The organism is Acidobacteriota bacterium (assembly GCA_016716435.1).
GTDB lineage: Bacteria > Acidobacteriota > Blastocatellia > Pyrinomonadales > Pyrinomonadaceae > OLB17.
In genome coordinates this window covers 991,580-1,014,837 of record JADJWI010000003.1, presented here as the reverse complement: position 1 = coordinate 1,014,837, position 23,258 = coordinate 991,580, and the positions used below count along the sequence as shown (strand labels likewise).

Below are 23,258 nucleotides of genomic sequence, written 5' to 3'. Positions count from 1 at the left end.
TGGACTGACTTGAGGAAATTTTAATGGCTGAAAATGCAAACGACACTGAAAAGAAAATCGTAGTTCCCCGTCCAGTTGGAATTGATTTTAAGGTACCAGACTCGATTTCTACGCTGTACGCGTCGGAAGTTGCGGTACAAGTCATCCTTACCGATTTCGTTCTTTCGTTTTTCGAAGTGAGGATTCCAATTCTGCAACCGGGTTTCGACTCGGAGACCACAATGCTCGACGCTCAGTGTGTTGGACGAATTGCAATATCAAGCGAAAAGATACCTGACCTAATTCGTGCTCTTGAAAATCAATATCAACTTTTCACGGGCCAGACAGCGATCCCGATTGATGAGGATAGTGAAAACGAGGTCGGCAGTGCATGATACAACGGCAACAACTTTCCTAGATTTCCCGAAATTGTATTCGAGGACTCAAACGGTACTTAGCCGGGAACTTTACAATGAGAGCGGCTTTTGCGTGGCTGTTACCCATTCGGAAACTTTCAATCAGTTACGGTCTCTATATTCAAAAATTGTCGCTCTTGAAAACGCGATCCCTGAAGAAGACTTTGATCCACGACCTTCACGATTCGCATTGAACCGCTACTATCGCTGGGTGGTTCCCGCGTATTTTCTTATTGGCAAATCGACCGTTATCCCGGGTGTTGCTCCAGATGGCCTTGGTGGTTTGAAATTCGAATGGCGTAAGTCGTTTGAATGTGAGGTGAGATTGTTCCTATCTGGATCAAACAATCGCCCCCCGTATCTGTATTATAACTTCGATGGTAAGGATGGCGTTAACTACCGATTAGATTCGCAACTGCTCGCAAGAGAATTAAGAAAGTTAAACTTCTGACTATGCCCACAATCCATGACGCGTTCCCTGAAATACTGTTGTGTGACACCCTAATATTTCGAGCGATTAGGCCTAGTTGGATTAGTGAAGATTGCGTGATTCATAGTCTGGCATTCACACTTCGACAAAATGAAAAGGGGCTCTCGGTCAATAACAATTGTGAAAACGCCACAACCAGCCTGAAGAGTCTTAAGGCAGTCACCAGTCTCCATGTTGGGAATGTCCGCGATGCGAAAGCGGATGTGATTCCCAACAGCCCGACTCACGCAGAGATCACTGGCTTACCGGATCTCAGCGATGACGCGGAGACTGAACGGATGGCGACTGAGCTCTTGCGAAATGCTCGTTTGGCGTGGCATCGATTACAAACAGCAAATTAACGTGCAGAAGAAACCTTTCGGTCAGCGTGTCTCTTAGCCCCGACTCTTCGGAAGTGGATAGCGTTCTTCAACAAAACCCGGACGCCCCCTGGCCACCGAAACTACTGGTTTCTGAACTTACCGTATGCATCCTTACTCTCGAAGAAATGGATATCGGTCATGACTACCTTATTGTTGGTAAGATTCACGGACGTGTTCACATATCCCGATCCAACAGGAGTGCCGGAATCTTCTTTCCGAATATCTTTTGTGCCGAGCAACTGTTTCTTTACGGAGTCTGGAAGCGGTTCGTTGAACAGTCGCTTCGAAATCCGATCCACGAAATCCACGTAGCTCTTTCGGTGTTCCAGCTCCGATTTGTCGAGCCCATTGAACCTCGTAGCGGTGTATTCGATTGATAGATATTTCACATCGATTGGTCCACCGATCGATCCATATTCAACGCTAACATTACCTTTCTCGCTGTCTTCTAAGGTCACATCGCCCGTATCGCCTTTGCAGTCGTAATCCCATTGTTCATCGAAACTGCTGGTTCTCTCCCATCGGCCGCCGCCAAGTCTCCCGAAAGGAGTGTTTGGGGCAACCTCCTTCGGCAAATTACAGATCTCAGTAATTTCGAAGCGTCCTTGCGAAGAAGTTTCGGGCTGCTTAACAACCTCTGATGTATTCGCTTCAGGACTACTTACGTCCGGCGTCGGACTGTTCGAACTTGGCTTCGGTTTACACCCGAGTATCACAAGAATCAAGATCAATAGGGGGACGCAGACCTTAAAAAGAGGTCGTACAAATCCATCTTCTTGTTGATGAAAACTTGATGGTGGTAGCGTTCGGATTTTCTCGTTCATAGGGAGCTCGATTTCTTTTGACGAAATACTACATTATCGAAGCTGAACGAGCAATACCCAATTTTGGGGAGGCAGGCGTTCGCCTACGTAGGACTACCGGAGATTAAACGTTCCGCAATATTAGGTTGAATTAGCGGGAAAATTGGCCGGGCACTTCAGAGTAACGATCCGTCCGGGCATGAAAAAAGGAAAAGCCGCTAGGTTTTGACACCCGGCAAGCTTTTCCTCCGTCAAGGTTGCGAACTAACCAATCTAACTAACTAACTGCTACCGAAGTAGCGACTAACTAATCTAACCAACTAACGAGCAACCTCAACACTTCCTATGTTAACAAAAACTGAACGGAGCTTCAAATGCGCCCGTAGCGCACGGCGGGTTCGGCGGGTTTTCGGCCGGGACGAGTTGGGGAATTATGTCGTGGCGAATTTAGATTCTTTTGGGATTTGGTTTCTCTATGATGCAACAGCAGCAGGCGATGGCGGCGGCGGAGGCTCGGCAATGTTTCGGGTGCAATTTTGAGGCTGTCTCGGCTGAGACCGCGTGTCCGCGGTGCGGCAAGAGCACTTTCTTTACGGCGGGCAACATCCGCACCCGCGGCGGCATTCTCGTCGGGCTCGGGCTTTTTGTCGCGGTGCTGATCGGCGCGGTGTCGGTGGTCGTCGGGCTAATAGTGCTTAACGCTATGAACGACCCCTCAAAGTCGCGGCAATTGGCCGAGGACCAGCACATCTTGCTTGCCGCGGCGGGCCTGTTCGCGGTGCTTATCCTCTTCGGGGTGCACATGATCGTCTCCGGCGGGTGGATGCTCGCCTTCGGCAAACGCAACCGGCACACGGTCTGGGTAATGTGGATCCTGCTAGCGATGGTCTTTGTCTTCGGGGCGGTGTTCAGGTTTCTTACGTGATGGAAGAGAACGCGAAAATGCCGGAGCTGCGGCAGTGCTGGGATTGCGATTACGACGTCGTAACTGCGGAGAGTGCTTGCCCGCAGTGCGGTAGCACTCAGTTTTTCACGGCAACGCACATCAAGGTCCGCGGCGTGATGCTGACTGCTCTTGGGGCGATATTTACTCTGGCGATCGCGGCGGTTGAGTTCATTATGGTCAGGCTGCTGAGCGGCCCGGTGAAGGGAACCTACGGCGGCATGTCGGCCGAAGCGAAAAAGGCGGCGATCATCCTGTCGATCGCTGGGCTCGGGATCGTCCTGATACTCGGCGTAGTGTTCACCGCAGGCGGCCTGGGCATGGCCATCAACGGCAAACGCAATACCAGGTTCGTAAGCACGGTAATAACACTGCTGACCGCTGCGTCCGTCGTATTCTCGATAATGATGCTGGTATTTGGAACGTAGGCAAGTAAGTCAGATCACAGAAAAAAGGCAGGATCGGTGATCCCGAATCCTGCCTTCTTTCTATTTACGATTTACTCTTGACGATTTACTCGCCCCTAAATCTCCACCTCATCGATCTGGGCTTTCTGGAGTTTGCCGCTGTAATCGACGTAGAGTGATTTCCATTCGCTGAAGATATCGAGCACCTGGGTGCCGGCTTCGCGGTGGCCGTTGCCGGTGGCTTTTGTGCCGCCGAAGGGCAAGTGGACCTCGGCGCCGATGGTGGCCGAATTTACGTAGCAGATGCCGGTGTAGAGCTCCTGCATCGCGTAGAAAGCCTTGTTGACGTCCTGCGTATAGATGGCGGACGAGAGGCCGTATTTTACGCCGTTGACGATCTCGATCGCTTCATCAAGCGTTGAGAAAGGAACGACGCTGGTGACCGGGCCAAAGATCTCCTCCTGTTCGATCCGCATGCCGGGTTTTACGTCTGAAAAAACGGTCGGCTCAAGGAACCAGCCCTTTGCGTAGTTACCCTTGGTCAGGCGGTTGCCACCCGCGGCGAGGGTTGCCCCATCGACCTTTTTGCCGATCTCGATATAGCCCTGGATCTTCTGCATCGCGTCCTCGTGGATCACGGGGCCGACGTCGGTCTTCGGGTCAAGCCCGTTGCCGACGCGGAGGGCCTTTACGCGTTCGACCAGCTTTGCGACGAATTTCTTGTAGACCTTTTTGTGAACGACGATCCGCGATGAGGCCGTGCACCGCTGGCCGCTGGTGCCGAAGGCTCCCCAGAGCGAGCCATCGACGGCGTTGTCGATGTCGGCGTCGTCCATTACGATGATAGCGTTCTTGCCGCCCATCTCAAGCGAGACGATCTTGTTGTCGCGGGCACAGGCCTCGGCGATCTTGCGGCCGGTATCGGTCGAGCCGGTGAATGAGATGAGCCGGACGTCCTTGTGATCGACGAGTGCGGCACCGGCCTCGCCAAAGCCATTGACGAGATTGACGACGCCTTTCGGTATGCCCGCCTGCTCGCAGGCCTTGACCAGGTTAAGGGCCGAAAGCGGCACGTCCTCGCCCGACTTAATAACGACCGTGTTGCCGCAAACGAGCGCCGGAATCAGCTTCCACGAAGGGATCGCCATCGGGAAATTGAAAGGCGTGATAAGCCCGCACAAGCCCACCGGCTGGCGGACGCACATCGCGAATTTGTTCTTCATCTCGGCGGGCGTCGTAAAGCCATGGAGCCGCCGGCCTTCGCCTGCCGTGTAATAGGTGCAGTCGATGGCTTCCTGAACGTCGCCGCCCGCTTCCTTGAGCACCTTGCCCATTTCGCGGGTCATCTCTTCCGTATAACGCTGCTTGTTGTCGCGGATGATCTCTGCGAGGTTAAAGAGCAGCTCGGCCCGCTTCGGAGCCGGAGTTTGCCGCCACTTGGTGGCCGCCGCCTTTGCCGCCGCGACCGCTTTATCCACATCCTCGGCGTTCGACTTCGGGAAGCGGCCGACGATGTCGGTCGTATCCGCCGGGCTCACATTCTCAAACCACTCGCCCGAAGCGCTCTTTACCCACTCGCCGCCGATGTAGTTGTGGTAGGTCGCAACCGTCGTCTTGTTCGAATTCTTTTCTTTCGCCTTCTTTGCCTTTGCCATATCAATTAGGTTACAGCCAAAGAAGAAAAAGTTCCAAGCGAGCCACCGCTCGCCGGGAACTTTCTCAAAATGATCTGCAAAAAACGGCTACTGGACCGTGAACTGGACGTACTTCAGGATGGCGGTTTGGCCACCGGGGACGGGCGAGAGTACGTGGAGCACGACCGGGTCGCCCGGCTTGAGGCCGGCGGCGAACTTGGTGAAGGTCGCCTGGTCCGTGACGGCCTGACGGTTGATACGGATGATGATGTCGCCGCGGCCGAGGGCGTCAACTCCATTTGAGAGCTTGACGTCGGCGATGAAGCTCGCGGGGTTTATCTCGCGGACAACTAGGCCGCCGGCTTCGAGCTTGAGCGAGGTCGCCATTGCCGGCGAAACCTCGGTCAGCGTCAGGCCAAAGGGCTTGGTCGCATCAACGGGCGGCTCGACCGGTGCGGGCCGGTTGCGGCCCCTGATCCGGGCGTTTCCGATCGTGCGCTCGCCGAGCGTCATCTCGACCGAACGGCGTTCCATTTTATCGCCGACCTCGCGAAGGAAGGTGACCTGGACGTCGCTCTCCGGCTTGGTCGCCGCAACTTTCGCGATAAGCTCCGAGGCGCCCTTGATCTCCTGGCCGTCAAAATCGACAACGATGTCGCCGGTCTTGAGCCCCGCCGCGGCGGCTGGCCCGTCCTCATCGCGGACGTCGGTGATGATCGCACCGCGCGTCTCGCCGAGGCCGTAAACTTTTGCGAACTCGGTCTTTACCGAGTCGAGATAAACACCGAGGTAGCCGCGCTGTACCTTTCCGTTTGCCCGGATCTCCTCATAGACCTGCCGAGCCTCTACCGAGGGCAGGGCAAAGCCGACGCCGTTGTAGTCGCCGGTCGAGGTGGCGATCTGCGAATTCACGCCGATAACGTCACCTTTGAGGTCAACGAGCGGCCCGCCGGAGTTGCCGCGATTGATGGCGGCATCGGTTTGGATAAAGCGTTGGAAGGGCGTCGAAACTGCTGTCTCGCGACGCGTCTGCGAGACGATGCCAGCGGTCACCGTGCGATTGAGCCCGAAGGGCGAACCGATGGCAAGCACCCAGTCACCAACGCGGACGTTTTCCGAATTGCCGAAACGGAGATAAGGAAGCGCCTGTCCGATGTTTACCTTAAGGACGGCGATGTCGGTTTCGTCATCAAGCCCGATGAGCTCGGCCGGATGCTCCTCGCCCGAATCGAGCCGGACCGTGATCTTGACGGCGTTCTCAACGACGTGGGCGTTGGTCACGATGTAGCCCGCGGGGTCAACTATGAAGCCGCTACCGATGGCCGTCGCGGGCCGCGTCGGCATCTGGCGGCGGAAGAATTCGAGTATGTCGTCCGGCACTTCCTGCGAATCGCGGGAGGCCATTTCGGCCGGGCGAGCCTTGGCGTCAATGCTGACGACTGCCGGGCCGGCCTTCTTGGCAACGGCCGCCATCGAATCGGAAAATGAGGCGAGGGTCATCACCCGCTCGGACGGAGCCTCAGCGGTAACTTGTCCGTATGCCGCCGGAGCGCCGATGAGCGAAAGAACCACGAAAAACAACAACCCCGCAACCCTGGACTTATCACCGCTTCTTAAAAACATACGTAAAAACCTCCACTTCCCGACCGCGAACGGCCTTAACAATTAGTTCACTAAGGGTATCAAAAGATGCCCAAAATCCGAAAATTTATTTCGCCCGGCAAGTTTCGCTCAGGGCCTGAGGAGCACTTTAAGCGTTCCCTTCTGCCCGGCCGCCGTAACCGCCTTTACGGCATCGGCAAGCTTATACTCTTCACTAATAAGGTCTGCGACCTCGATCTGCCCAGCGGCAAGTGCATCGACCGCCGGCTGAAATCGCCCGCATCGCGAACCGACGATCGTTATCTCCTGAACTACAATTCGCCAGGCTTCCCAAGTTGGTTTTCCGGCAAAGGTAGATTTAAGGACGATCTTTCCCCGCGGCCTTACCAGATCGACCGCCGAGGCAAAGCCGGAATCGGAACCGCTTGCTTCGATGACCACGTCGAACGAGCCCTCGAGCCCTTTGGTTTCGCCCGCAAGTATGGGGCGAATGCCGGTCCGCTCTGCTCGGTCAAGTTTTGATGAATGTTTGCCGATCAGGGATGTATGCGGCGTCAGCATCCGCATAGCTCGTGCACACAAAAGGCCGAGCTTGCCGTCCCCGATAACGGCGACGCGGGTTTCGGCGGTGATCTTAACCTGCTCCGAGATTCCGATGGCGGCGGCGAGCGGCTCAATGAAAACGGCCTCTTCGTCCGGGACGGCGTCCGGAACCGCGACCAGATTTCGAGTCGGCAGCCGGAGAAATTCGGCGTGGGCTCCGTCGCGGCCGATGATGCCGAGCACGGTCCGCTCCGGGCAATGCCGCGGGTCGCGGCTGAGGCACCGCTCGCACCGCCCGCACCCGGCATTTATCTCGCCCGCGACGCGGCGGCCGAGAAGCTCCGGAGAATCGGGAGATTCCTCGACCACGCCGATGAACTCATGGCCGAGCGTCCCGGTAAATCCGGCATAGCCGCGGATGATCTCAAGATCGGTATTGCAAATGCCGGAAAGCGAAACGCGGACAAGCGCCTCGCCCTCGGCCGCCGGCCGCGGCACATCGCGGAGCATAGGGCTTCCATTCTCGGCTCTTAATGCAAGCATTTCGCAATCATATCCCGAAGCGGCCGGGCGAAACTAGTCAGCCCGCGAGCGCTGATTTACTTTCAAATGGGCTGTCAATATACTCTACGGATAATGAAACGCAAACATTCCATTACTTTTCTACAAAGAGCATTCGGCCTTTTTGTCGTGCTCGGGTTGGTCGGGACGATGCTCGCCTGTGGCGATGCGGCACTGAAGGGCGGCGGCGCATCGGCTACCGAGGCTTATAAGAAACTGTACGAAGCCGTTAAATCCAAGAACACCGAGGCCATCAAGTCGAACATGAGCAAGAAGACGCTTGAATTTGCCGAAATGGTCGCTGCGAGAAACAATACGCCGATCGAAAAGGTCTTCGAGAACGGCTTTACCGCGACGACCATGGCCGATTCGCTTCCCGAGATACGCGACGAACGCACCGGCGACGAGTTCGCGGCCGTTGAGGTCTGGAACGGACGCGACAACAAGTGGGAAGACATCGGCTTTGTAAATGAGGATGGAGTTTGGAAACTCGCAGTCGGCGAAATGTTTGGCGGAACTTTCAAGTCGCCGGGCAAGGGCCGCGACCAGCGTGAGAAGGAAGCCGCGAACGCGGTCGGGAACACGATGGTCCCGGGAATGCCGAACGCGAACGTCAACATGAACATGAATGTCACACCGGTCGTGCCGAAGCCGGCCACGAACGTCAAATGATCCGAGGCGAAGAACTCGCGGCAATTCTCGAACAATACCGACGCCACGGTTGGGAGCCGCGGCGTCTTCTTTTTACGGTGCCGCCCGAGGACGATATGATTTCGCAGCTTCCGGCGGGGACGGAGATGAACGAAGCCGCGGTGGATGCCGTCTGGTTCACGCGCCGCTCGCGCGAGGGCGAAGAGGCCTGGGAACTTCGCAGGCTTTCGGGCTCGCCCTATGCCCTGGTCGAGGTAATTGCGGACGGCACCGAAGAGCCAGAAGTTGAAGAAAGGCTCGCTGCCGCTGTCGAAACGATGGCCGAAAAAAGTCGGTGAATCCGGGATGAAAACAGCAAAAATTATTTTTGCTTGACATCGAGCGCGTATCACGTAAACTTGAGTTTGTTGACAATGATGTTCAAACACCTCGATGCCCAAGTAGTTCAAGTTTGGGACGGCTTGCGGCCGATGACAAAAAAGATGCTTGAGCGGCTGCTCGAGCCGACCGGGCTACTCCTCTCAAATCCAACTCAGCAGAAGTTTCACTACGACGCCCATGCCGATTGGGAATTGAGCCAGTTGCTTACTGCGCTCGATGACCAGATGAAGGCGAAGAACGCCGTTGGAACCGAGGAAGCGGCCCATCTTGCAGAGACGTGCGTTAAGATCCTTGAGGCCCAGTGCGGCTCGGCGGAGGTCTTTATCCAGCTTGCCCAGAGGGCGCTGAAACAGCACGACTATAACCGCTTCGAGAAATTGGCCGAGCACCTTTTGGAACGCTTTTCGGCCGGCGAGATCGCGGAGATAATCCGCCAAACGGACCTTCCGCAAATTCGTGCGATCGCATACGAAACGCTCGTGCTCTTCCCGGCTCAGTCGATGATCCCTCTGCTCGATGATCCCATCTATGCCGAGATCGCTTTTCAGGTACTCGAGCAAAAGGCCTTTGAGTTTGAAAGCGAAGAGGCACGCGACCTGCTCGAACAAATAGAAATGGAAAACGGCTTCCCTGTTTAGGAAGCCGTTCCGCTTTTTACACTTCTTACTTTTTTTCCCTACACCGCAATTTTCGCCTCGCCCGGATGCGGCTTTAGCCGACCCTGATACATCGGAAAACGCTCGGTAAGTTCGAGCACCTCGCGGCGGACACGCTCCTTTACATCTTCGGACTCGGGCTCGTGGATGACGCTTGCGATCATCCGTCCGATCTCGCGCATGTCGTCTTCCTTCATACCGCGGGTCGTCAGGGCAGGTGTGCCGAGGCGAATGCCGGAGGCGACAAAAGGCTTCTGCGTATCGAACGGAATGGTGTTTTTGTTGACCGTTATATGGACTTCATCGAGCGCCTTTTCGGCTTCCTTGCCGGTGACGCCCTTGCCGTCCATATAAACATCAACGAGCAGAAGATGATTGTCCGTGCCGCCGGAGACAAGCCGAAGCCCGGCCTCGGAAAGCGTCTCGGCAAGTGCCTGAGCGTTGAGAATGATCTGCTGCTGATAGTCCTTAAACTCGGGGCGAAGGGCCTCGCCAAACGCAACTGCCTTTGCGGCGATAATGTGGATCAGCGGGCCGCCCTGAACACCCGGAAAAACGCTGCGGTCGAGGTCCTTGGCGAACTCTTCCTTACAGAGGGCGAGTCCGCCGCGAGGCCCGCGAAGCGTTTTATGCGTGGTCGTCGTGACGAACTCGCAATGCGGCACCGGCGAGGGATGGAGCCCCGCGGCGACCAGGCCGGCAATATGGGCGATGTCCGCCATCACCTTTGCCCCGACCGAGCGGGCGATCTCGCCGATGCGTTCGAAGTCGATGATCCGCGGATATGCCGACGCACCGCAGATAAGCAACGCAGGCCGCGATTCCTCGGCCTTTCGCTGAAGCTCATCGTAATCGATCTGCTCGGTCTCTTTATCAACTCCGTAGTCGGCGACTTTATAATTGATTCCCGAAAAATTGAGCGGATGGCCGTGGGTCAGGTGGCCGCCGTGCGAAAGGTTCATGCCAAGGATGGTGTCGCCATGCTTGATGGCCGCGAGAAAAACGGCCATGTTCGCCTGAGCTCCCGAATGCGGCTGAACATTGGCATGTTCGGCCCCAAAAAGCTCCTTCGCCCGGTCGATCGCCGCCTGCTCGGCCACATCGGCAAACTGGCAGCCGCCGTAATACCGCTTGCCCGGATAGCCCTCGGCATATTTGTTCGTAAAAACAGTGCCCATCGTCTGCAGCACCGCCTCAGAGACAAAATTCTCCGAAGCAATAAGCTCAAGCCCATCGACCTGCCGCCGAACCTCTGCATCAATGGCATCGCTGATCAACGGATCAGCCTCAGAAATGTTTGCTGTAAAAAAATCGCTCATTCGTTCTCACTCAAAATTCGCTGGATGTTAATCAGAGTTAGCTCAAGCGCCATTCTACCAGAAAAACCCTGTTGAAGGCCTTTCGACCCCTCGCGTCACGGCTATTTCTTCCCGCGATAGCAAACCCTTTTGGAGATAAGAATATCGATGCGGCGGGAGCGTCAGATTCGCGTCTTGATCTACTTCAAAGCCTTCATGCCTGAATCCGAACCTCTGGGCAAATCGAAACGGTAAATTAGTTCGTTAAATAACTTTGCAGATCAAACATTACTTTAATTTATGAAACTCGAAAAATCAGATCTCTTTATTCTTGTCGCGGCATTTTTGTCATTTCTCTTTTCGGTGTCGCTTTGGTTCGGCTTGTTGGGCGAGGGAAATCGAGACACGGCAATTTTTGTCGGTCTTTGGGTCCCGTCAATTCTCTCACTTGGGCTATACGGAACAACGACGCGTAGGAGAATATGAATAGCCTAAACGTTATAGTATTTTGCGTCGGTCTGCTCGTCAGTGCGATCGTCGTCTATGGAATTTTCATCCAGGTGGTAGCCGAGATGTACAAGGCCCGCAGCGGCGATAACCAGGACGATCTGGATTGAGGTTCATCTTTTCGCCTTGAAAAGAGCTTAATCATCGCTATCCCGAGCAAGGCCAAGCGGGTATTTTGGCACATCCGTCTCGACATTTTTGTCATTTCGTCCAAATGGATAGACGATAGTGAAAATAAAAAAACCGATCGCTACCATCGAGACGAAACGGCTGTAAAACTCATTAGCTTCAGCAAGTTCTTGTCTGAGTTGTTTAACCTCGCCTTTAAGCAGATTTACTTCGTGTGCAATTTCAGCAGCGTGGTTCGAGAGCTCTTCAGACGTCGTGACCGTAGTTTCATTTAGATCGGGCAAATAGTTAAGTCGTGAGAACTCCAAAATGCTGGGCGGAAACATGAAAAGAGTTGCCAGTGGAAACATCGCAAAAACTCCGAACCTTCGGATCTGCTCTTCCCTCCTCCGTCCGGAAAGATCTCTGCTCGACCAGATGCCGAAAATTAAAATAGCCATCGAAAGTCCGAGGGCAAACCAAGACCAGAATGATATTTCCATAGCCCTACCTCAGTAAAACCCCATCGTCAATTCCCAAAATTCTAAATCAGAATCAAGGCTGAAGGATTTTATTTTCTTCAACACTTCTTGCCGCATCAAGTTACTGATCGGGTTTGCCTCGAGCTTTACCGGATTCTCACGCCCGATCGAAATAGCGGAAATCTCGTCAACACATTTCCTGAACGATTCAAGGGTATCCCCAATCTGTTTTGGAGTCCATTCTCCTAACCCATGAACAGCCGTGAAGACGGGAAAACCTTCGGAGTTTAAATCGACAAAGATCGGATCACCGCACCGCTCATCATAACCAATAACCGTCCAACCATCTTTCCAATCGCCCGGGTTCGAACCTGCAAGAGACCTTCCATCAGGATCGACGGAATAGCCAAGTTGACCGTCAGATAATTCCGACTCGTTAAAAAATCGAAGCCCTGAGTATCCGAGTGAAAAGCTCTTCAAATCTTCAGGCAAAAGAAGTGATTCGATCAACGTCTACCTCCAGAGGTCGGCCGGCGGAGCCTCGTTGTACATCTTTTCATAAACGTATCGTTTCATCTGGTTCTCATTGAGATTCTTTGGAGCATTATCAACGATAATTTCCTTTGCCGTCATAAAGAATTGATCGGCAACGAGGAGGCGCTCTTCAACAGTTAGTTTCTGAAATAGCTCATGTTTTGCAATTCTAAGTCTGACATTAAAATCGTCACTCATCCTACCATCTCCCTGAATTCCTTTTCGTTGAGTACATTGACGCCGAGGCTTTCGGCTTTGGTTAGCTTTGAGCCGGCGTCGCTACCGGCTACTACGTAGTCGGTCTTTTTGCTTACAGATGACGAGACGCGGCCGCCGCGGTCTTCGATGAGTTTGGCGGCTTCGTCGCGGGTGTAATTTTCGAGCTTTCCGGTCAGCACAAACGTCTTGCCGACAAAGCGTTCATCGAGGGCGGCGGTCGATGAGGCATCCATTTCTGTTTGAACACCGGCGGCTTTGAGCCTTGCAACAAGATCAATGTTTCGCGGGTCGCGGAACCAGGCGTGGACACTTTCGGCGACGGCGAGGCCGATCTCGGGTATGTCGTCAAGTTGTTCGATGCTCGCCTCGGCAATGCGGTCGATGCTCCGGAAATTACCGGCGATTATCTTTGCGTAGCGTTCGCCGACATGGCGGATGTCGATGCCGTAGAGCAGCCGCTGGAGCCCTCGCGTCTTGCTGGCCTCGATCTGGTCGATGAGGTTCGTACCGGATTTTTCGGCCATCCGTTCGAGGGCGGCGATGTCGGCGACCTTCAGGTTATAGAGATCGGCGACGTCGCGGATCATCTCTTTATCAACAAGCGTTTCGACCAGCACTTCGCCGAGGCCCTCGATGTCCATCGCCTTTCGCGAGGCGAAGTATTGAATGCGTGCCTTCAACTTTGCGGGGCAATCGGGATTTGTGCAGCGGCGGACGGCTTCGCCCTCGGGGCGTACAGCGTCCCAGCCGCAAACCGGGCATTCGGTCGGGAACTCGAAATCGGTCTCGGTGCCGTCGCGTTTTGTCGGAATGTTCGCCAATACCTGCGGGATGATCTCGCCGCTTTTTTCGATCAGAACGTAGTCGCCGATCTTTAGCCCGAGCCGCTTTATCTCGTCCTCGTTGTGGAGCGATGCCCGGGCGACGGTTGTGCCGGCAAGGAGCGTTGGTTCGAGATTTGCGACCGGGGTCAGTGCTCCGGTCCGGCCAACCTGGATGCTGATAGAAAGCAGCTTTGTCGTCGCCTGGCGTGCCGGATACTTATAAGCAATCGCCCAACGCGGGGCTTTCGTCGTCGCTCCAAATTCTTCCTGCAATGCCGTCGAATTCACCTTCACGACGACGCCGTCGATCTCATAATCGAGCGTGTCGCGGTGCGTTTCCATTTCGTTGATGAAGGTAACAAGTTCGTCGTATCCGGCACACAAGGCCCGGTTTGGATTCACGTTAAAGCCGTTGCGTTCGAGCCAATCGAAATTTTCCCAGTGCGTCGCAAACATCTTCTGGTTCCCGGCCAGCACATCGTAAGGAAACATATCGAGCCGACGGGAGGCGACCACTTGCGAATCGAGCATCCGGAGCGTGCCGCTGGCGCAATTGCGCGGGTTGGCAAAGGTCTTCTCGCCCTGCATCTCGAGCTCGGCGTTGATCCTCGCAAACTGCGAACGCGAGAGAAAGACCTCGCCGCGTATCTCGGCATGCGGCGGCGAATCTATCTTTAGACGGAGCGGAACGGTGCGGATCGTCCTTGCGTTCTGCGTCACCTCGTCGCCGGCCCGGCCGTCTCCGCGAGTCGCGGCTGCGGCTAGCACTGCGTTCTCGTAGTGGAGTGCGACGGAGAGGCCGTCGATCTTGAGCTCCGCGACGTACTCAAGCTTGCGCCCCTCGGCGAGGCGTTCGCAGCGTTCGGTGAAAGCTTTCAGCTCGTCGAGGCTGTAGCTGTTGTCGAGCGACATCAGCGGAACGGTGTGTGTAAATGGCCGAAGACTGTCCGCCTTGCCGCCGACGCGTTGGGTCGGGCTGTCCGGCGTGATCAGTTCCGGATGCTCCGCCTCTAGAGCTTTCAGCCTTTCAAGCAGTTGATCAAACGCAAAGTCAGAGATCTCCGGCTCCGCTTTCTGATAATAAAGCTCATTGTGCCGCTCGATCTCGTCGCGTAAATCGGAGATTTCTTGAACGCTTTCGGATAGATTGATTGGCATCTTGCTCATAGGCCCAAAACAAAGAGAACTCCGAGTTCAATCTGTTCCATCTTGCGATCAGACAATCGGGAAACGAATTCAAGAAGATCGGACCTGTTGGCGGTGACGATCTGAGTGACATTAACAACCGAGCGCTTAGGCAATCCGCTCTGCTTGGACGTCAACTCGACGTTTCCGGGCATTGATGCAAGAGCGAGATTAGTTGTGACGACGACCCCGATAACGGTTGCGAGATCGCTGCGATTGAACGGATCGGCCTGAATTATCACAATTGGGTGTCGATATCCGGGCATTGAGCCTTTTGGCTCTGGTAGGTCTGCCCACCAGATCTCCCCTCTCGTTATCACCATTTGTCCCTCTGCAGTGCTCTGGCCTGCAAACGCTTAATGGCTGGGTCGAGCGAGGTGTCGGTGGTCGCGCACACCGCATTTATGCGTGCGACGAGATCGTCTTCGTCGATCGCTTCGTCCTCACTAAGCCGCTTTACACCCAACGCAAAGACCGCACTCCGCGAGATTTTCAGCTTCTTTGCAAGTTTTTCGCTCAGTTCAAATATGTCTTGCGGGACTGATATGGCTGTTTTCATATTGCCGAGTATAACCGCGGTTATACCGGCGGTCAATATTTTTTGAGCGTCATCCGGCTGGATAAAGAAGATACTCGGGCCCGTTAGCGTCGCGCTCGAATCCGGCGCCGACGAGACCGGCGGCGAAGGCTTCGGTGAACTCAGCTTTAAGGCGTTCTTGCTCTTTGAGTGCAGCTTCGGGGTCGGCCGCTACTAGCGAGGACCAATCGGCGGGTGCCGCGATCCGGCGAAGCGGTTCGCGGGTTTCGGCGAAGTTTTCGCCGGCCGCTAGAGACATGACCTTCGGGCTTTCGAGGTGCCATTCGGCGAAGAGCCGGTCGCTGGCGAGGCCGATCTGCTTTCCGCCGGTGCCCGCCGTCGCGTAATCGACGCCGTAGAAATTCGGCTGATATTCGGTCACGATAGCTCCGAGCTTCTCGAGGTTGAAATAGGCATTACGGGCCTTCCAGGGCTCGAAGGTCCATTTAACATACTTGACGCCAAGCTCAAGCGACCGCGACCGCTGTGCCCATTTCAACTTGCGGCCGACGCCGGAGCTCTGATGCGACGCCTTCACCGCCGTCATGTGCGAGTAAAACGCCTTCTCGCCGCGAAGAAAAGCCGGCACGCTGAGCACAAATCCGACCAGCATATCGCCGCTGTAAGCTCCCAAGATAAAGCCGCCCGCGTTCTTCGTCACCACAAAATGGCGGACCGGCGAGATCTCGATCTCGGGCAACTGAAAGACCTCGCGTTGGAGGTCAACGCAGTCGGCAAGTTCCTCAAGCGAGGTGCATTCGCGGATGGTTATCTCTTGGTTCATTTCGTCCGTTTTGTGGGCATTTTCTAAACTTCGGATGTTCGCAGTTTCGCCGTTCGCGGTCAAGCCATTTGGCCCCGGCGGCGACTGCAAATTTAATGTGCGCTCAGCCGATTTCTGATATAATCTTTCATTACCGGAAACCTTCCGGCATCCTCCCTCTCCTTTCTGCGAAAATCAATGTCCCCGGAAAACGGCCTCGAGATCAAAAGCACCATCGAAAAGCATCCGCTCGCGGAGCTGATCGTCGAGATCCGCCAGAATAGCCTCGGCGGAAGCCTGCGGCTGTCTTTTGGCGTGAAGAAAGCCATAATTTATTTTGACGACGGGCGTCTTATCTACGCGGTCTCAAATGCCCGCGAGCACCGCCTATTTTCGCACCTGCTCAAGGAGAAGCTGATCGAGCAAAAAGAACTAGCCCAGTTTCCCAATTTTGCGAAGGACCATGAGCTTGCAGCCGCGCTCAAGGCCGCAGGCCGGCTGAGCGAAGAGCAATTGACCGAAGCTGCGAAGGCGATCGTCCGGCAGATCGTGCTCGACAGCCTTTCGTGGATCAAGGGCGATTTCACGTTCACGCCGCTCGCCCGCGTCCGCGACGACCTGAAGCTCGACGTCGAGATCGGCGATCTGCTGATGAACTATGGCCGCTGTTTTGACAGCGGTTGGGTAATAAATCGCTTCCGCAGCTTCGACGAGATGTTCGACCCGATCGGTAACGTGCCAGAGCCGGACGGCATCCGAGAGAACGAAAAGATCCTCCTCGATGCGTTTGTCGGCCAGGCACTTTCTGCTGAGGCACTTCGAGCGGCGACGCGAATGCCCGAGTCCCTGCTCTTCTCCGGGCTCTACACGATCTGGCTTGGCGGATACGTCAAAAGGGCGAATTGGAACCCGGCGTTTTCGGACCTTGACCTTAAGAATCTCTCGTCGGCAAAGCTCCACCTCGTCAAAAAGGCCGAGGACGTCCGCGTTGCCCGGCCGGCCGCTCAAAACGGCGACGGCACGTTTGACGAAGCCGCACAGTCTGAAGAGAACATCGAGCCCATCGTTGAGCTTTCGGCCGAAGAATACCTTGCCCGGTTCGAGAACTACGAGAGCCTTTACGACCTTCTTGCCATCGACCAAAATGCACCGGCCCGCGTGGTCCGCGAGAAATACTTGGCTCTTGCGCGCAGCTTTCACCCCGACCGCTACCGCCGCGAGGATCCAGAACTTTTCAAGAAGATGCAGGCGGCCTTCACTGAGCTTTCCTTCGCCCACGAAACTCTGCGCGACGAGCGGCTGCGGCGAAATTACGACCAGAAACTCGAATCGGAGCGGGCAATGCGAAAGCGCGTTGCCGAACGCGGCGGCGATGCAAATGAGAAGATGACGCAGGGCGAGGAATCGGGCCTGCAGAACTTTGAGGCCGCACTCGGATGCTTGACCGAAGGCGACCTTGCCGGAGCCGCAACGCACCTCGCCCGAGCCGTTCACTACAGCCCGCAGAACGCGCTCTACCATGCCCATTACGGAAAAGTGCTTGCCGAAAGTGCTCAGTTCAAGTTCAAGGCAGAAGGCGAACTGCAGACCGCCGTCCGGCTCGATGCAAAGAACTGGAAGATCCGCGAGATGCTGATCGAGTTCTACACCGACTACGATATGGTCAAGCGGGCCGAAGGCGAAATAGGCCGGTTCCTCGAACTTGTCCCGAATCATAAAGAAGCGTTGGCGGCTCTCGCTCGCATAAGGGCATAAAAACTTCCCGTCCCGGCGGACTGCTGATATACTCAAGTTTTCGGCGGCTCGCACAATGCAAACAGCAGAACAGGAAAGCAGGCTCGAACAAAAGCTGATAGACCTTTCGGTCGGGATCGACCGCTTCGAGGGCTATACGCGTCCGCACGGACAACTTATCGCCTCGATCGCCGACCGCATCGGGACGCGGCTCGGAATGGCCGCGCACGACCGTTTCTATATGCAGCAGGCGGCGCTTGTCCACGACATAGGCGAGGCGACGATGGATCGCTCTTATATCGCGGAGCATCGTTCGCTGACCGAGGACGAACGGTTCGACCTGCACCGGCATCCGGTCATCGGCGAACAGGAAGCGGCAAAGATCGGGCTCGCCCGCGGCGTTCAGCTGCTCGTCCGCTGGCACCATGAGTGGTGGAACGGCGGCGGCTATCCGGACGCCATTTCAGGCGAACAGATCCCGCTTGCCGCCCGCATACTCCGCACGGCAGATTCCTTCGCGGCAATGATGGAAACGCGGCCCGGAAGGCCGAATATGTCGCCCGATGCCGCCCGTAAAGAGATCGCGGACCTCGCGGCGATCGAATTTGACCCGACGATCGCAAAACTCATCCTCGAACCCGAACTGCTGAACGATATCATCGAGTGGCACGCGGCCTCGATCCTTCCCTAGATGCACTCCGCCGCTGGCTCTTGCGAGAAATTCACTCGTGCATATTGAACATTTTAAGCAGGAGATGTATAAATATCAGTGTTTGTTTGTTTGTTTAGGCAACAAACTATCAAGTTCCGCCTTGCATTTTGACCGCAGGCCCGCGAGGAACACGCTTTAATGAAGAAGATATACCTCTCAAAGGCCAAATCGCAGATAGCCCGGCACAACACGATCCGCGACATAAACAAGCAGATCGTGCTGAACTATGTCCGCGTGAAGTCGCCGATCTCAAGGGCGGATATCGCTCGGGAGACGTCGCTGCAGCGTTCGACCGTTTCGGCGATCGTAGATGAACTATTGGGCGAGGGATTTATCGAGGAAATAGGCGCCGGCACCTCAACCGGCGGCCGGCGGCCGACATTGCTCAAATTAAAGACCGGCATCCCGGTCGCAATCGGGGTTGATGTTACTCCGAGGCTCACCACGATCGCCCTAGCGGACCTTGGCGGCAACGTGCTTGAGAAAAAGGTCTTTCCGACCTCTGGTGACCTCAGCTACATGAATGAACAGATATTGGCGCCCGTCGGGGAATTTGCCCAGGAACACAGAAACGCCAATCTGGAGGTCGGGATAAGTATCCCGGGCATCGCCGACCCGGACAGCCAAACGATCGTCTACATACCGTATTTCGGCTGGAATAACTGGGATATCGGGTCGCAGATCGAGCGAAAATTCGGCCTTCCGGTGACCATCGATAACGACGCAAATGCGGTAGCGGTCGCCGAATTATGGTTCGGCGACGAAAGGATCCGCACAACCCGCAACTTTGTAATGATATTGGTCGCCGAGGGCATCGGCACCGGGATCGTTATCGATGGCCAGATCTATCGGGGTGAATTCGGCGCAGCGGGCGAATTCGGCCATATGTTCGTCGGCGAGAATGCTCCGGTGCTCTGTTCATGCGGCCGGAGAGATTGCTGGGAAGCTCACGCCTCAGAAAAGGCGATAGTTGCCCGGTATGCATCCGCATTGAACGGAACGGCGAATCCATCTATCGATATTGACCGATTAATCGAATTGGCCCGCAACGGTGAAGCAAACGCCGTCGAAACGCTGAAAGAAAGTGCCAGATTCCTTGGTATCGGGATCTCTAATTTGATCGTCGGGTTCAGCCCGCAGGCGGTAGTTATCAACGGGCGGGTGGTTCGTGCATGGGAACTTATCCGTGACGAACTTCAGGTCCTTGCCGGGCGAAGCATTAGAAACGAACTCGAAACACCGGCGATAGTACCGTCGACCCTGGGCGATGACCCGACAGTGCTCGGGTCGGTCGGCCTTGTACTTGCCAAAAAGTTTGCTTCGGCGAGCGGTTAGTTGAGCGAATTTTTCGCTTGACAGACCGATATGGAATATTTAATACTTTGTTTGTTTAGGAAACAAACAATCTTTCACACTCTGACTCGGCGTCCCCAACTAGCCGAACGCTCGTTCAGGGAACGCTCCAAAAAGAACCGCAGAGATCGCTGGCACCGATAACTGCAATTTTGAATTGAGGAACACCAAGAATATGAAACACAAAATCTTTACTGGAACGCGACGATTCCTTTGTCTGGCGTTCTCGGTTGCGGTTCTTGCTGCCGCGGGCTTTGCCCAGACCGAGACCGCACGCATTTCCGGAACGGTAACAGACGCGGCCGGAGCAGCCGTTGCCGGTGCGACCGTTAAGGTCAGCGGCATCGGCACCGGACGAGAAGTTTCGGTTACAACGAACGGCGAAGGCTTTTACTCGCTAATCTCGCTGCAGCCGGGCCGATATCAGATCGAGGTCTCGCAGGCGAGCTTCAAAATGACCCAGCAGGAAGTGACGCTTTCGGTCGCGCAGAATGCAACGGCAAACTTCACGCTCGAAGCAGGTGATGTCACGGAGACCGTAACGGTCACACTTGATATCCCGCAGGTCGATACGGGCACTTCCGCCATTGGCGAGGTGATCAGCGGCCGCGAGGCGGTGGAACTTCCGCTCAATGGGCGAAACGTGCTTGAGCTTGCAAGGCTCACGCCAGGCGTAACTCAGGGTGTACCGGCCGGCTTTGCCACGGGCGTCAGCGGCAACGCTGAGACCTACCGCGGCCGCAACACCGGCGGTGCCGCTCTCTCGGTAAACGGCCAGCGGACGCAAGCGAACAACTTCTTGCTTGACGGTGTCGATAACAACGAATCGCTCGTCAACACCATCAACGTCTTCCCGTCGGCCGAGGCCGTTCAGGAATTCCGCGTGCAGACCAGCGTCGCGACGGCCGAGTTCGGCCGCGGCGGCGGTGCGATCATTAACTCGGTCGTCAAATCAGGCCGCAACGACTTTTACGGCAGTGCGTTTCTTTTCATTCGCAACGACAATCTGGACGCACGTCCGACCTTTAACAACTCAAAGAGCGAATTTCGCCGCGGACAATATGGCGGAACGCTCGGCGGCCCGATCTGGAAGGACAAGGTCTTCTTTTTCGGTAACTATGAAGGGCTTCGTCAGTTCCTTCCGTTGAACCAAGAGACGGCAACTGTTCCGACCGCGCTGATGCGGACAGGCAATTTCTCAGAGCTGTTGGCCGAAAACATTCAGTTGACTGACGTCCTGACCGGACTTCCGATCGCCGGAAACCGGGTCGATCAGCTTCCGGGCAGCCGTATGAACGCGGTTGGCCTTGCCTACCTTCAGGCTTTCCCGCTGCCGAACCGGTCCGGCATCTTCAACAACTACATAACGACCCGTAACGAGACGCTCGACCAGGACACGTACGATATCCGTATCGATTCGAACCTGAACTCGAAGAACCAGATCTTTGGGCGGTACAGCTACGGAATGTTCGACCAGACGACGTCATCGCGGCTTCCGGCCTTGCCGGCCGGTTTCGGTTCGGGAACGAACCCGATCCGTACCCGCGGAGCGGTGGTTGGCCTGAACACGGCTCTTTCGCCTTCGCTCTTTAACGAATTCCGCATTCAGGTCAACCGCATTCGCTACGGCTACACGCCGCCGTTCTTTGATCAGACGATCTCAGCGGACCTCGGCATTCCGAACGCAAACCGAGATGAGAACCTCGGCGGCGGTGCTCTTATCGGCGGCTACAACGGCCAGCTCGAGTACACCGGCGACTTTGGACCGTACCTCGTACCGCAAACGACCTATCAGATCGTTGACAGTATGAGCTACATCACGGGAAATCATACGTTCAAGTTCGGCGGAACGATCCTTCGCCGCGACGTTGCCCTCTATCGTCCGAACCGCGGTAAGGGCTATTTCTTCCTGATCGGCAACAGCGACCCCTCGCAGTGCGGCGGAGCTCCGGCGACGGGCTGGGAACAGGCAGACCTCCTGATCGGCTTTGTCTGCAACTACCAGATCGGCCCGCCCTTTGGCACGGTCGGCACCCGCAACTGGGAGAATGCTTTCTTCATCCAGGACGACTGGCGTGTGACGAACAAGCTGACGCTCAATCTCGGCCTTCGGTATGAGTACTTTACCAACCCGACCGAGATGTACGGCCGGCAGGCAAACTTTGACATCAACACCGGCCGCCTTGTCGTTGCCAGCGATTCGAACGATTCGCTGACGGAAACCGACACCAACAACTTCGGACCGCGGTTCGGCTTTGCCTACGACCTCAAAGGCGACGGCAAGACGGTCATTCGCGGCGGCTACGGACTCTTTTATTTCCTTGACCGCGGCGGTATAGACAACCAGCTTGCTCAGAACCCGCCCTACAGCGGCTTCTCGCAGTTCAACTACGGTGACGGCGTCCGCATCACGCTCTCGGGCCGTGCTCCGAACGGCACGCTCGATTCGCGTCTTGCTACCGGCCCGCTCCCGATCGGTTCGGTCGATAGCGTCAACCTTAACAACCCGCAGAACGTCAGCGTGCTTGCGTGGCTGCCCGACAACAAGACGTCGAACATCCACCAGTACAATTTCCAGGTCCAGCACCAACTGACCAGCAATACGGCGATCAGCGTCGGCTACGTTGGAACGACCGGCCGCAACCTGATCCTCTATTACAACCTCAACGGCCGCATCGTTCAGGACGGGACGCAGGCTCCGTGCCCGCGTGCGTTGGTTAATGGGCTTTGCTACCCGTCGCTCAACGGCCCGGCACGCGTCCGCGACGACGTCGGCAAGTCGCAGTACGACTCGCTCCAGATCCAGCTCGAACGTCGCTTTAGCGATGGCTGGCAGTACCGCGTTGCCTACACGCTTTCGGAGACCAGAGATAACGGCGAAGGCGCGTTCGACTCGGTCGGCGATACGAACATCAACTTCATCGAGCCGTTCTCGCGGTCGAGGGTTGACTTCCCGCACGTGTTCTCGTTCGAGTCGGTCTACGACCTTCCCTTCGGACGCGGCCGCAAGTATGGCAGCGATATGCCGAAGGCTCTTGACGCAATCATCGGCGGTTGGCAGGTCAACGGCATCTACCGCCTCCAAAGCGGACAGCCGTTCGACGTTCGCCGCAACGGAGTTCTGGTCGACCTTGTCGGTGATCCGTATACGGGAAATGACAACATATACCTGAACCGCGGTGCGTTTGCGGAAGCCCCGAATGGACGCTTTGGAACGCTTAAGCGGAACGGCCTCCGCGGCCCGATCGCGAACCAACTGAACATGGGCCTTACGAAGAACTTTGCCTGGGGAGAACTGTTCAAGATCCAGTTCCGCACGGAGTTCTTCAACCTGTTCAATACGCCGCAGCTCACGCCGCCGAACACGGACCTTGGCAACACGGATCCGGTCTTTGGGTTCGGAACGATCCGTTCGACCTACGGGTTCACGAATCGCCAGATCCAGTTCGGACTCAGGCTTGAGTTCTAAAGCCCTGGCCCGGAGCGGAGGCTGACCAGCGGCTTTTCTCGGTTGCCCATCTCGGGACAAGCGAA

At 55.8% G+C, this 23,258-nt stretch carries 23 protein-coding genes; 11 read left to right on the top strand and 12 right to left on the bottom strand.

The genetic code is table 11. From position 1 onward, the window contains the following. The first annotated feature begins 23 nt into the window (after positions 1–23). Positions 24–374 carry a hypothetical protein gene (locus IPM21_08055; GenBank protein ID MBK9163850.1) on the top strand — a complete coding sequence of 117 codons (351 nt, stop codon included), beginning with the start codon at positions 24–26 and terminating at the stop codon, positions 372–374. Then, positions 367–846 carry a hypothetical protein gene (locus IPM21_08050; GenBank protein MBK9163849.1) on the top strand — a complete coding sequence of 160 codons (480 nt, stop codon included), beginning with the start codon at positions 367–369 and terminating at the stop codon, positions 844–846. Before IPM21_08055 ends, IPM21_08050 begins: the two co-directional genes overlap by 8 nt. 481 nt (positions 847–1,327) lie before the next feature. On the opposite strand, the gene IPM21_08045 is transcribed toward IPM21_08050, so the two are convergent. Then, a complete protein-coding gene (locus IPM21_08045; protein MBK9163848.1) occupies positions 1,328–1,822 on the bottom strand; it encodes a hypothetical protein in 495 nt (164 codons plus the stop codon). Positions 1,823–2,525: 703 nt separating this feature from the next. Between IPM21_08045 and IPM21_08040 the strand changes: the two genes are divergently transcribed. Continuing rightward, the gene (locus tag IPM21_08040; protein MBK9163847.1) at positions 2,526–2,975 is read left to right on the top strand and encodes a hypothetical protein; all 450 of its coding nucleotides are present in this window, start codon (positions 2,526–2,528) and stop codon (positions 2,973–2,975) included. After that, the gene (locus IPM21_08035; protein MBK9163846.1) at positions 2,975–3,421 is read left to right on the top strand and encodes a hypothetical protein; all 447 of its coding nucleotides are present in this window, start codon (positions 2,975–2,977) and stop codon (positions 3,419–3,421) included. Before IPM21_08040 ends, IPM21_08035 begins: the two co-directional genes overlap by 1 nt. Before the next feature lie 95 nt (positions 3,422–3,516). On the opposite strand, the gene IPM21_08030 is transcribed toward IPM21_08035, so the two are convergent. The 3 genes from IPM21_08030 to IPM21_08020 all read right to left on the bottom strand — a co-directional run bounded on the left by IPM21_08030 (position 3,517) and on the right by IPM21_08020 (position 7,722). Next, complete coding sequence (locus IPM21_08030; GenBank protein MBK9163845.1) at positions 3,517–5,055, bottom strand: aldehyde dehydrogenase family protein; 1,539 nt, start codon at positions 5,053–5,055, stop codon at positions 3,517–3,519. Positions 5,056–5,142: 87 nt separating this feature from the next. Further along, entirely contained in the window at positions 5,143–6,657 is a 1,515-nt protein-coding gene (locus IPM21_08025) for a trypsin-like peptidase domain-containing protein (GenBank protein ID MBK9163844.1), read from the bottom strand. A 108-nt stretch (positions 6,658–6,765) separates the two neighbouring features. After that, positions 6,766–7,722, bottom strand: a complete 957-nt coding sequence (locus IPM21_08020; protein ID MBK9163843.1) for an alcohol dehydrogenase catalytic domain-containing protein — start codon at positions 7,720–7,722, stop codon at positions 6,766–6,768. 93 nt (positions 7,723–7,815) lie between these two features. Between IPM21_08020 and IPM21_08015 the strand changes: the two genes are divergently transcribed. The 3 genes from IPM21_08015 (at position 7,816) to IPM21_08005 (ending at position 9,410) form a co-directional block, all read left to right on the top strand. Further along, the gene (locus IPM21_08015; GenBank protein ID MBK9163842.1) at positions 7,816–8,412 is read left to right on the top strand and encodes a hypothetical protein; all 597 of its coding nucleotides are present in this window, start codon (positions 7,816–7,818) and stop codon (positions 8,410–8,412) included. Continuing rightward, on the top strand, positions 8,409–8,729 hold the full coding sequence (locus IPM21_08010; protein ID MBK9163841.1) for a hypothetical protein: 321 nt from the start codon (positions 8,409–8,411) through the stop codon (positions 8,727–8,729). The genes IPM21_08015 and IPM21_08010 overlap by 4 nt, the downstream gene beginning before the upstream one ends. Before the next feature lie 75 nt (positions 8,730–8,804). Then, complete coding sequence (locus tag IPM21_08005) at positions 8,805–9,410, top strand: hypothetical protein (protein MBK9163840.1); 606 nt, start codon at positions 8,805–8,807, stop codon at positions 9,408–9,410. A 38-nt stretch (positions 9,411–9,448) separates the two neighbouring features. On the opposite strand, the gene IPM21_08000 is transcribed toward IPM21_08005, so the two are convergent. The 8 genes from IPM21_08000 to IPM21_07965 form a co-directional block, all read right to left on the bottom strand. Then, positions 9,449–10,747 (bottom strand): serine hydroxymethyltransferase, encoded by a 1,299-nt coding sequence (locus IPM21_08000; GenBank protein ID MBK9163839.1) that lies wholly within the window; start codon positions 10,745–10,747, stop codon positions 9,449–9,451. A 623-nt stretch (positions 10,748–11,370) separates the two neighbouring features. Then, a complete protein-coding gene (locus IPM21_07995; protein MBK9163838.1) occupies positions 11,371–11,844 on the bottom strand; it encodes a hypothetical protein in 474 nt (157 codons plus the stop codon). A 9-nt stretch (positions 11,845–11,853) separates the two neighbouring features. Then, entirely contained in the window at positions 11,854–12,333 is a 480-nt protein-coding gene (locus IPM21_07990) for an SMI1/KNR4 family protein (protein MBK9163837.1), read from the bottom strand. 3 nt (positions 12,334–12,336) lie between these two features. Further along, on the bottom strand, positions 12,337–12,555 hold the full coding sequence (locus tag IPM21_07985; GenBank protein ID MBK9163836.1) for a hypothetical protein: 219 nt from the start codon (positions 12,553–12,555) through the stop codon (positions 12,337–12,339). Then, the gene (gene ligA / locus IPM21_07980) at positions 12,552–14,567 is read right to left on the bottom strand and encodes an NAD-dependent DNA ligase LigA (protein ID MBK9163835.1); all 2,016 of its coding nucleotides are present in this window, start codon (positions 14,565–14,567) and stop codon (positions 12,552–12,554) included. The genes IPM21_07985 and ligA overlap by 4 nt, the downstream gene beginning before the upstream one ends. Then, on the bottom strand, positions 14,564–14,908 hold the full coding sequence (locus IPM21_07975) for a type II toxin-antitoxin system PemK/MazF family toxin (GenBank protein MBK9163834.1): 345 nt from the start codon (positions 14,906–14,908) through the stop codon (positions 14,564–14,566). Before IPM21_07975 ends, ligA begins: the two co-directional genes overlap by 4 nt. Continuing rightward, entirely contained in the window at positions 14,902–15,144 is a 243-nt protein-coding gene (locus tag IPM21_07970; protein MBK9163833.1) for a hypothetical protein, read from the bottom strand. Before IPM21_07970 ends, IPM21_07975 begins: the two co-directional genes overlap by 7 nt. Positions 15,145–15,193: 49 nt before the next feature. After that, positions 15,194–15,946: a hypothetical protein gene (locus tag IPM21_07965; protein MBK9163832.1), complete on the bottom strand. Its 753-nt coding sequence runs from the start codon at positions 15,944–15,946 to the stop codon at positions 15,194–15,196. 177 nt (positions 15,947–16,123) lie between these two features. On the opposite strand from IPM21_07965, the gene IPM21_07960 reads away from it, so the two are divergent. The 4 genes from IPM21_07960 (at position 16,124) to IPM21_07945 (ending at position 23,193) form a co-directional block, all read left to right on the top strand. Continuing rightward, on the top strand, positions 16,124–17,680 hold the full coding sequence (locus IPM21_07960; GenBank protein MBK9163831.1) for a DnaJ domain-containing protein: 1,557 nt from the start codon (positions 16,124–16,126) through the stop codon (positions 17,678–17,680). 55 nt (positions 17,681–17,735) lie between these two features. Continuing rightward, the gene (locus IPM21_07955) at positions 17,736–18,350 is read left to right on the top strand and encodes an HD domain-containing protein (protein ID MBK9163830.1); all 615 of its coding nucleotides are present in this window, start codon (positions 17,736–17,738) and stop codon (positions 18,348–18,350) included. A 159-nt stretch (positions 18,351–18,509) separates the two neighbouring features. Beyond that, on the top strand, positions 18,510–19,706 hold the full coding sequence (locus IPM21_07950; protein ID MBK9163829.1) for an ROK family transcriptional regulator: 1,197 nt from the start codon (positions 18,510–18,512) through the stop codon (positions 19,704–19,706). Positions 19,707–19,899: 193 nt separating this feature from the next. Continuing rightward, the gene (locus tag IPM21_07945; GenBank protein ID MBK9163828.1) at positions 19,900–23,193 is read left to right on the top strand and encodes a TonB-dependent receptor; all 3,294 of its coding nucleotides are present in this window, start codon (positions 19,900–19,902) and stop codon (positions 23,191–23,193) included. Positions 23,194–23,258: the final 65 nt, after the last annotated feature.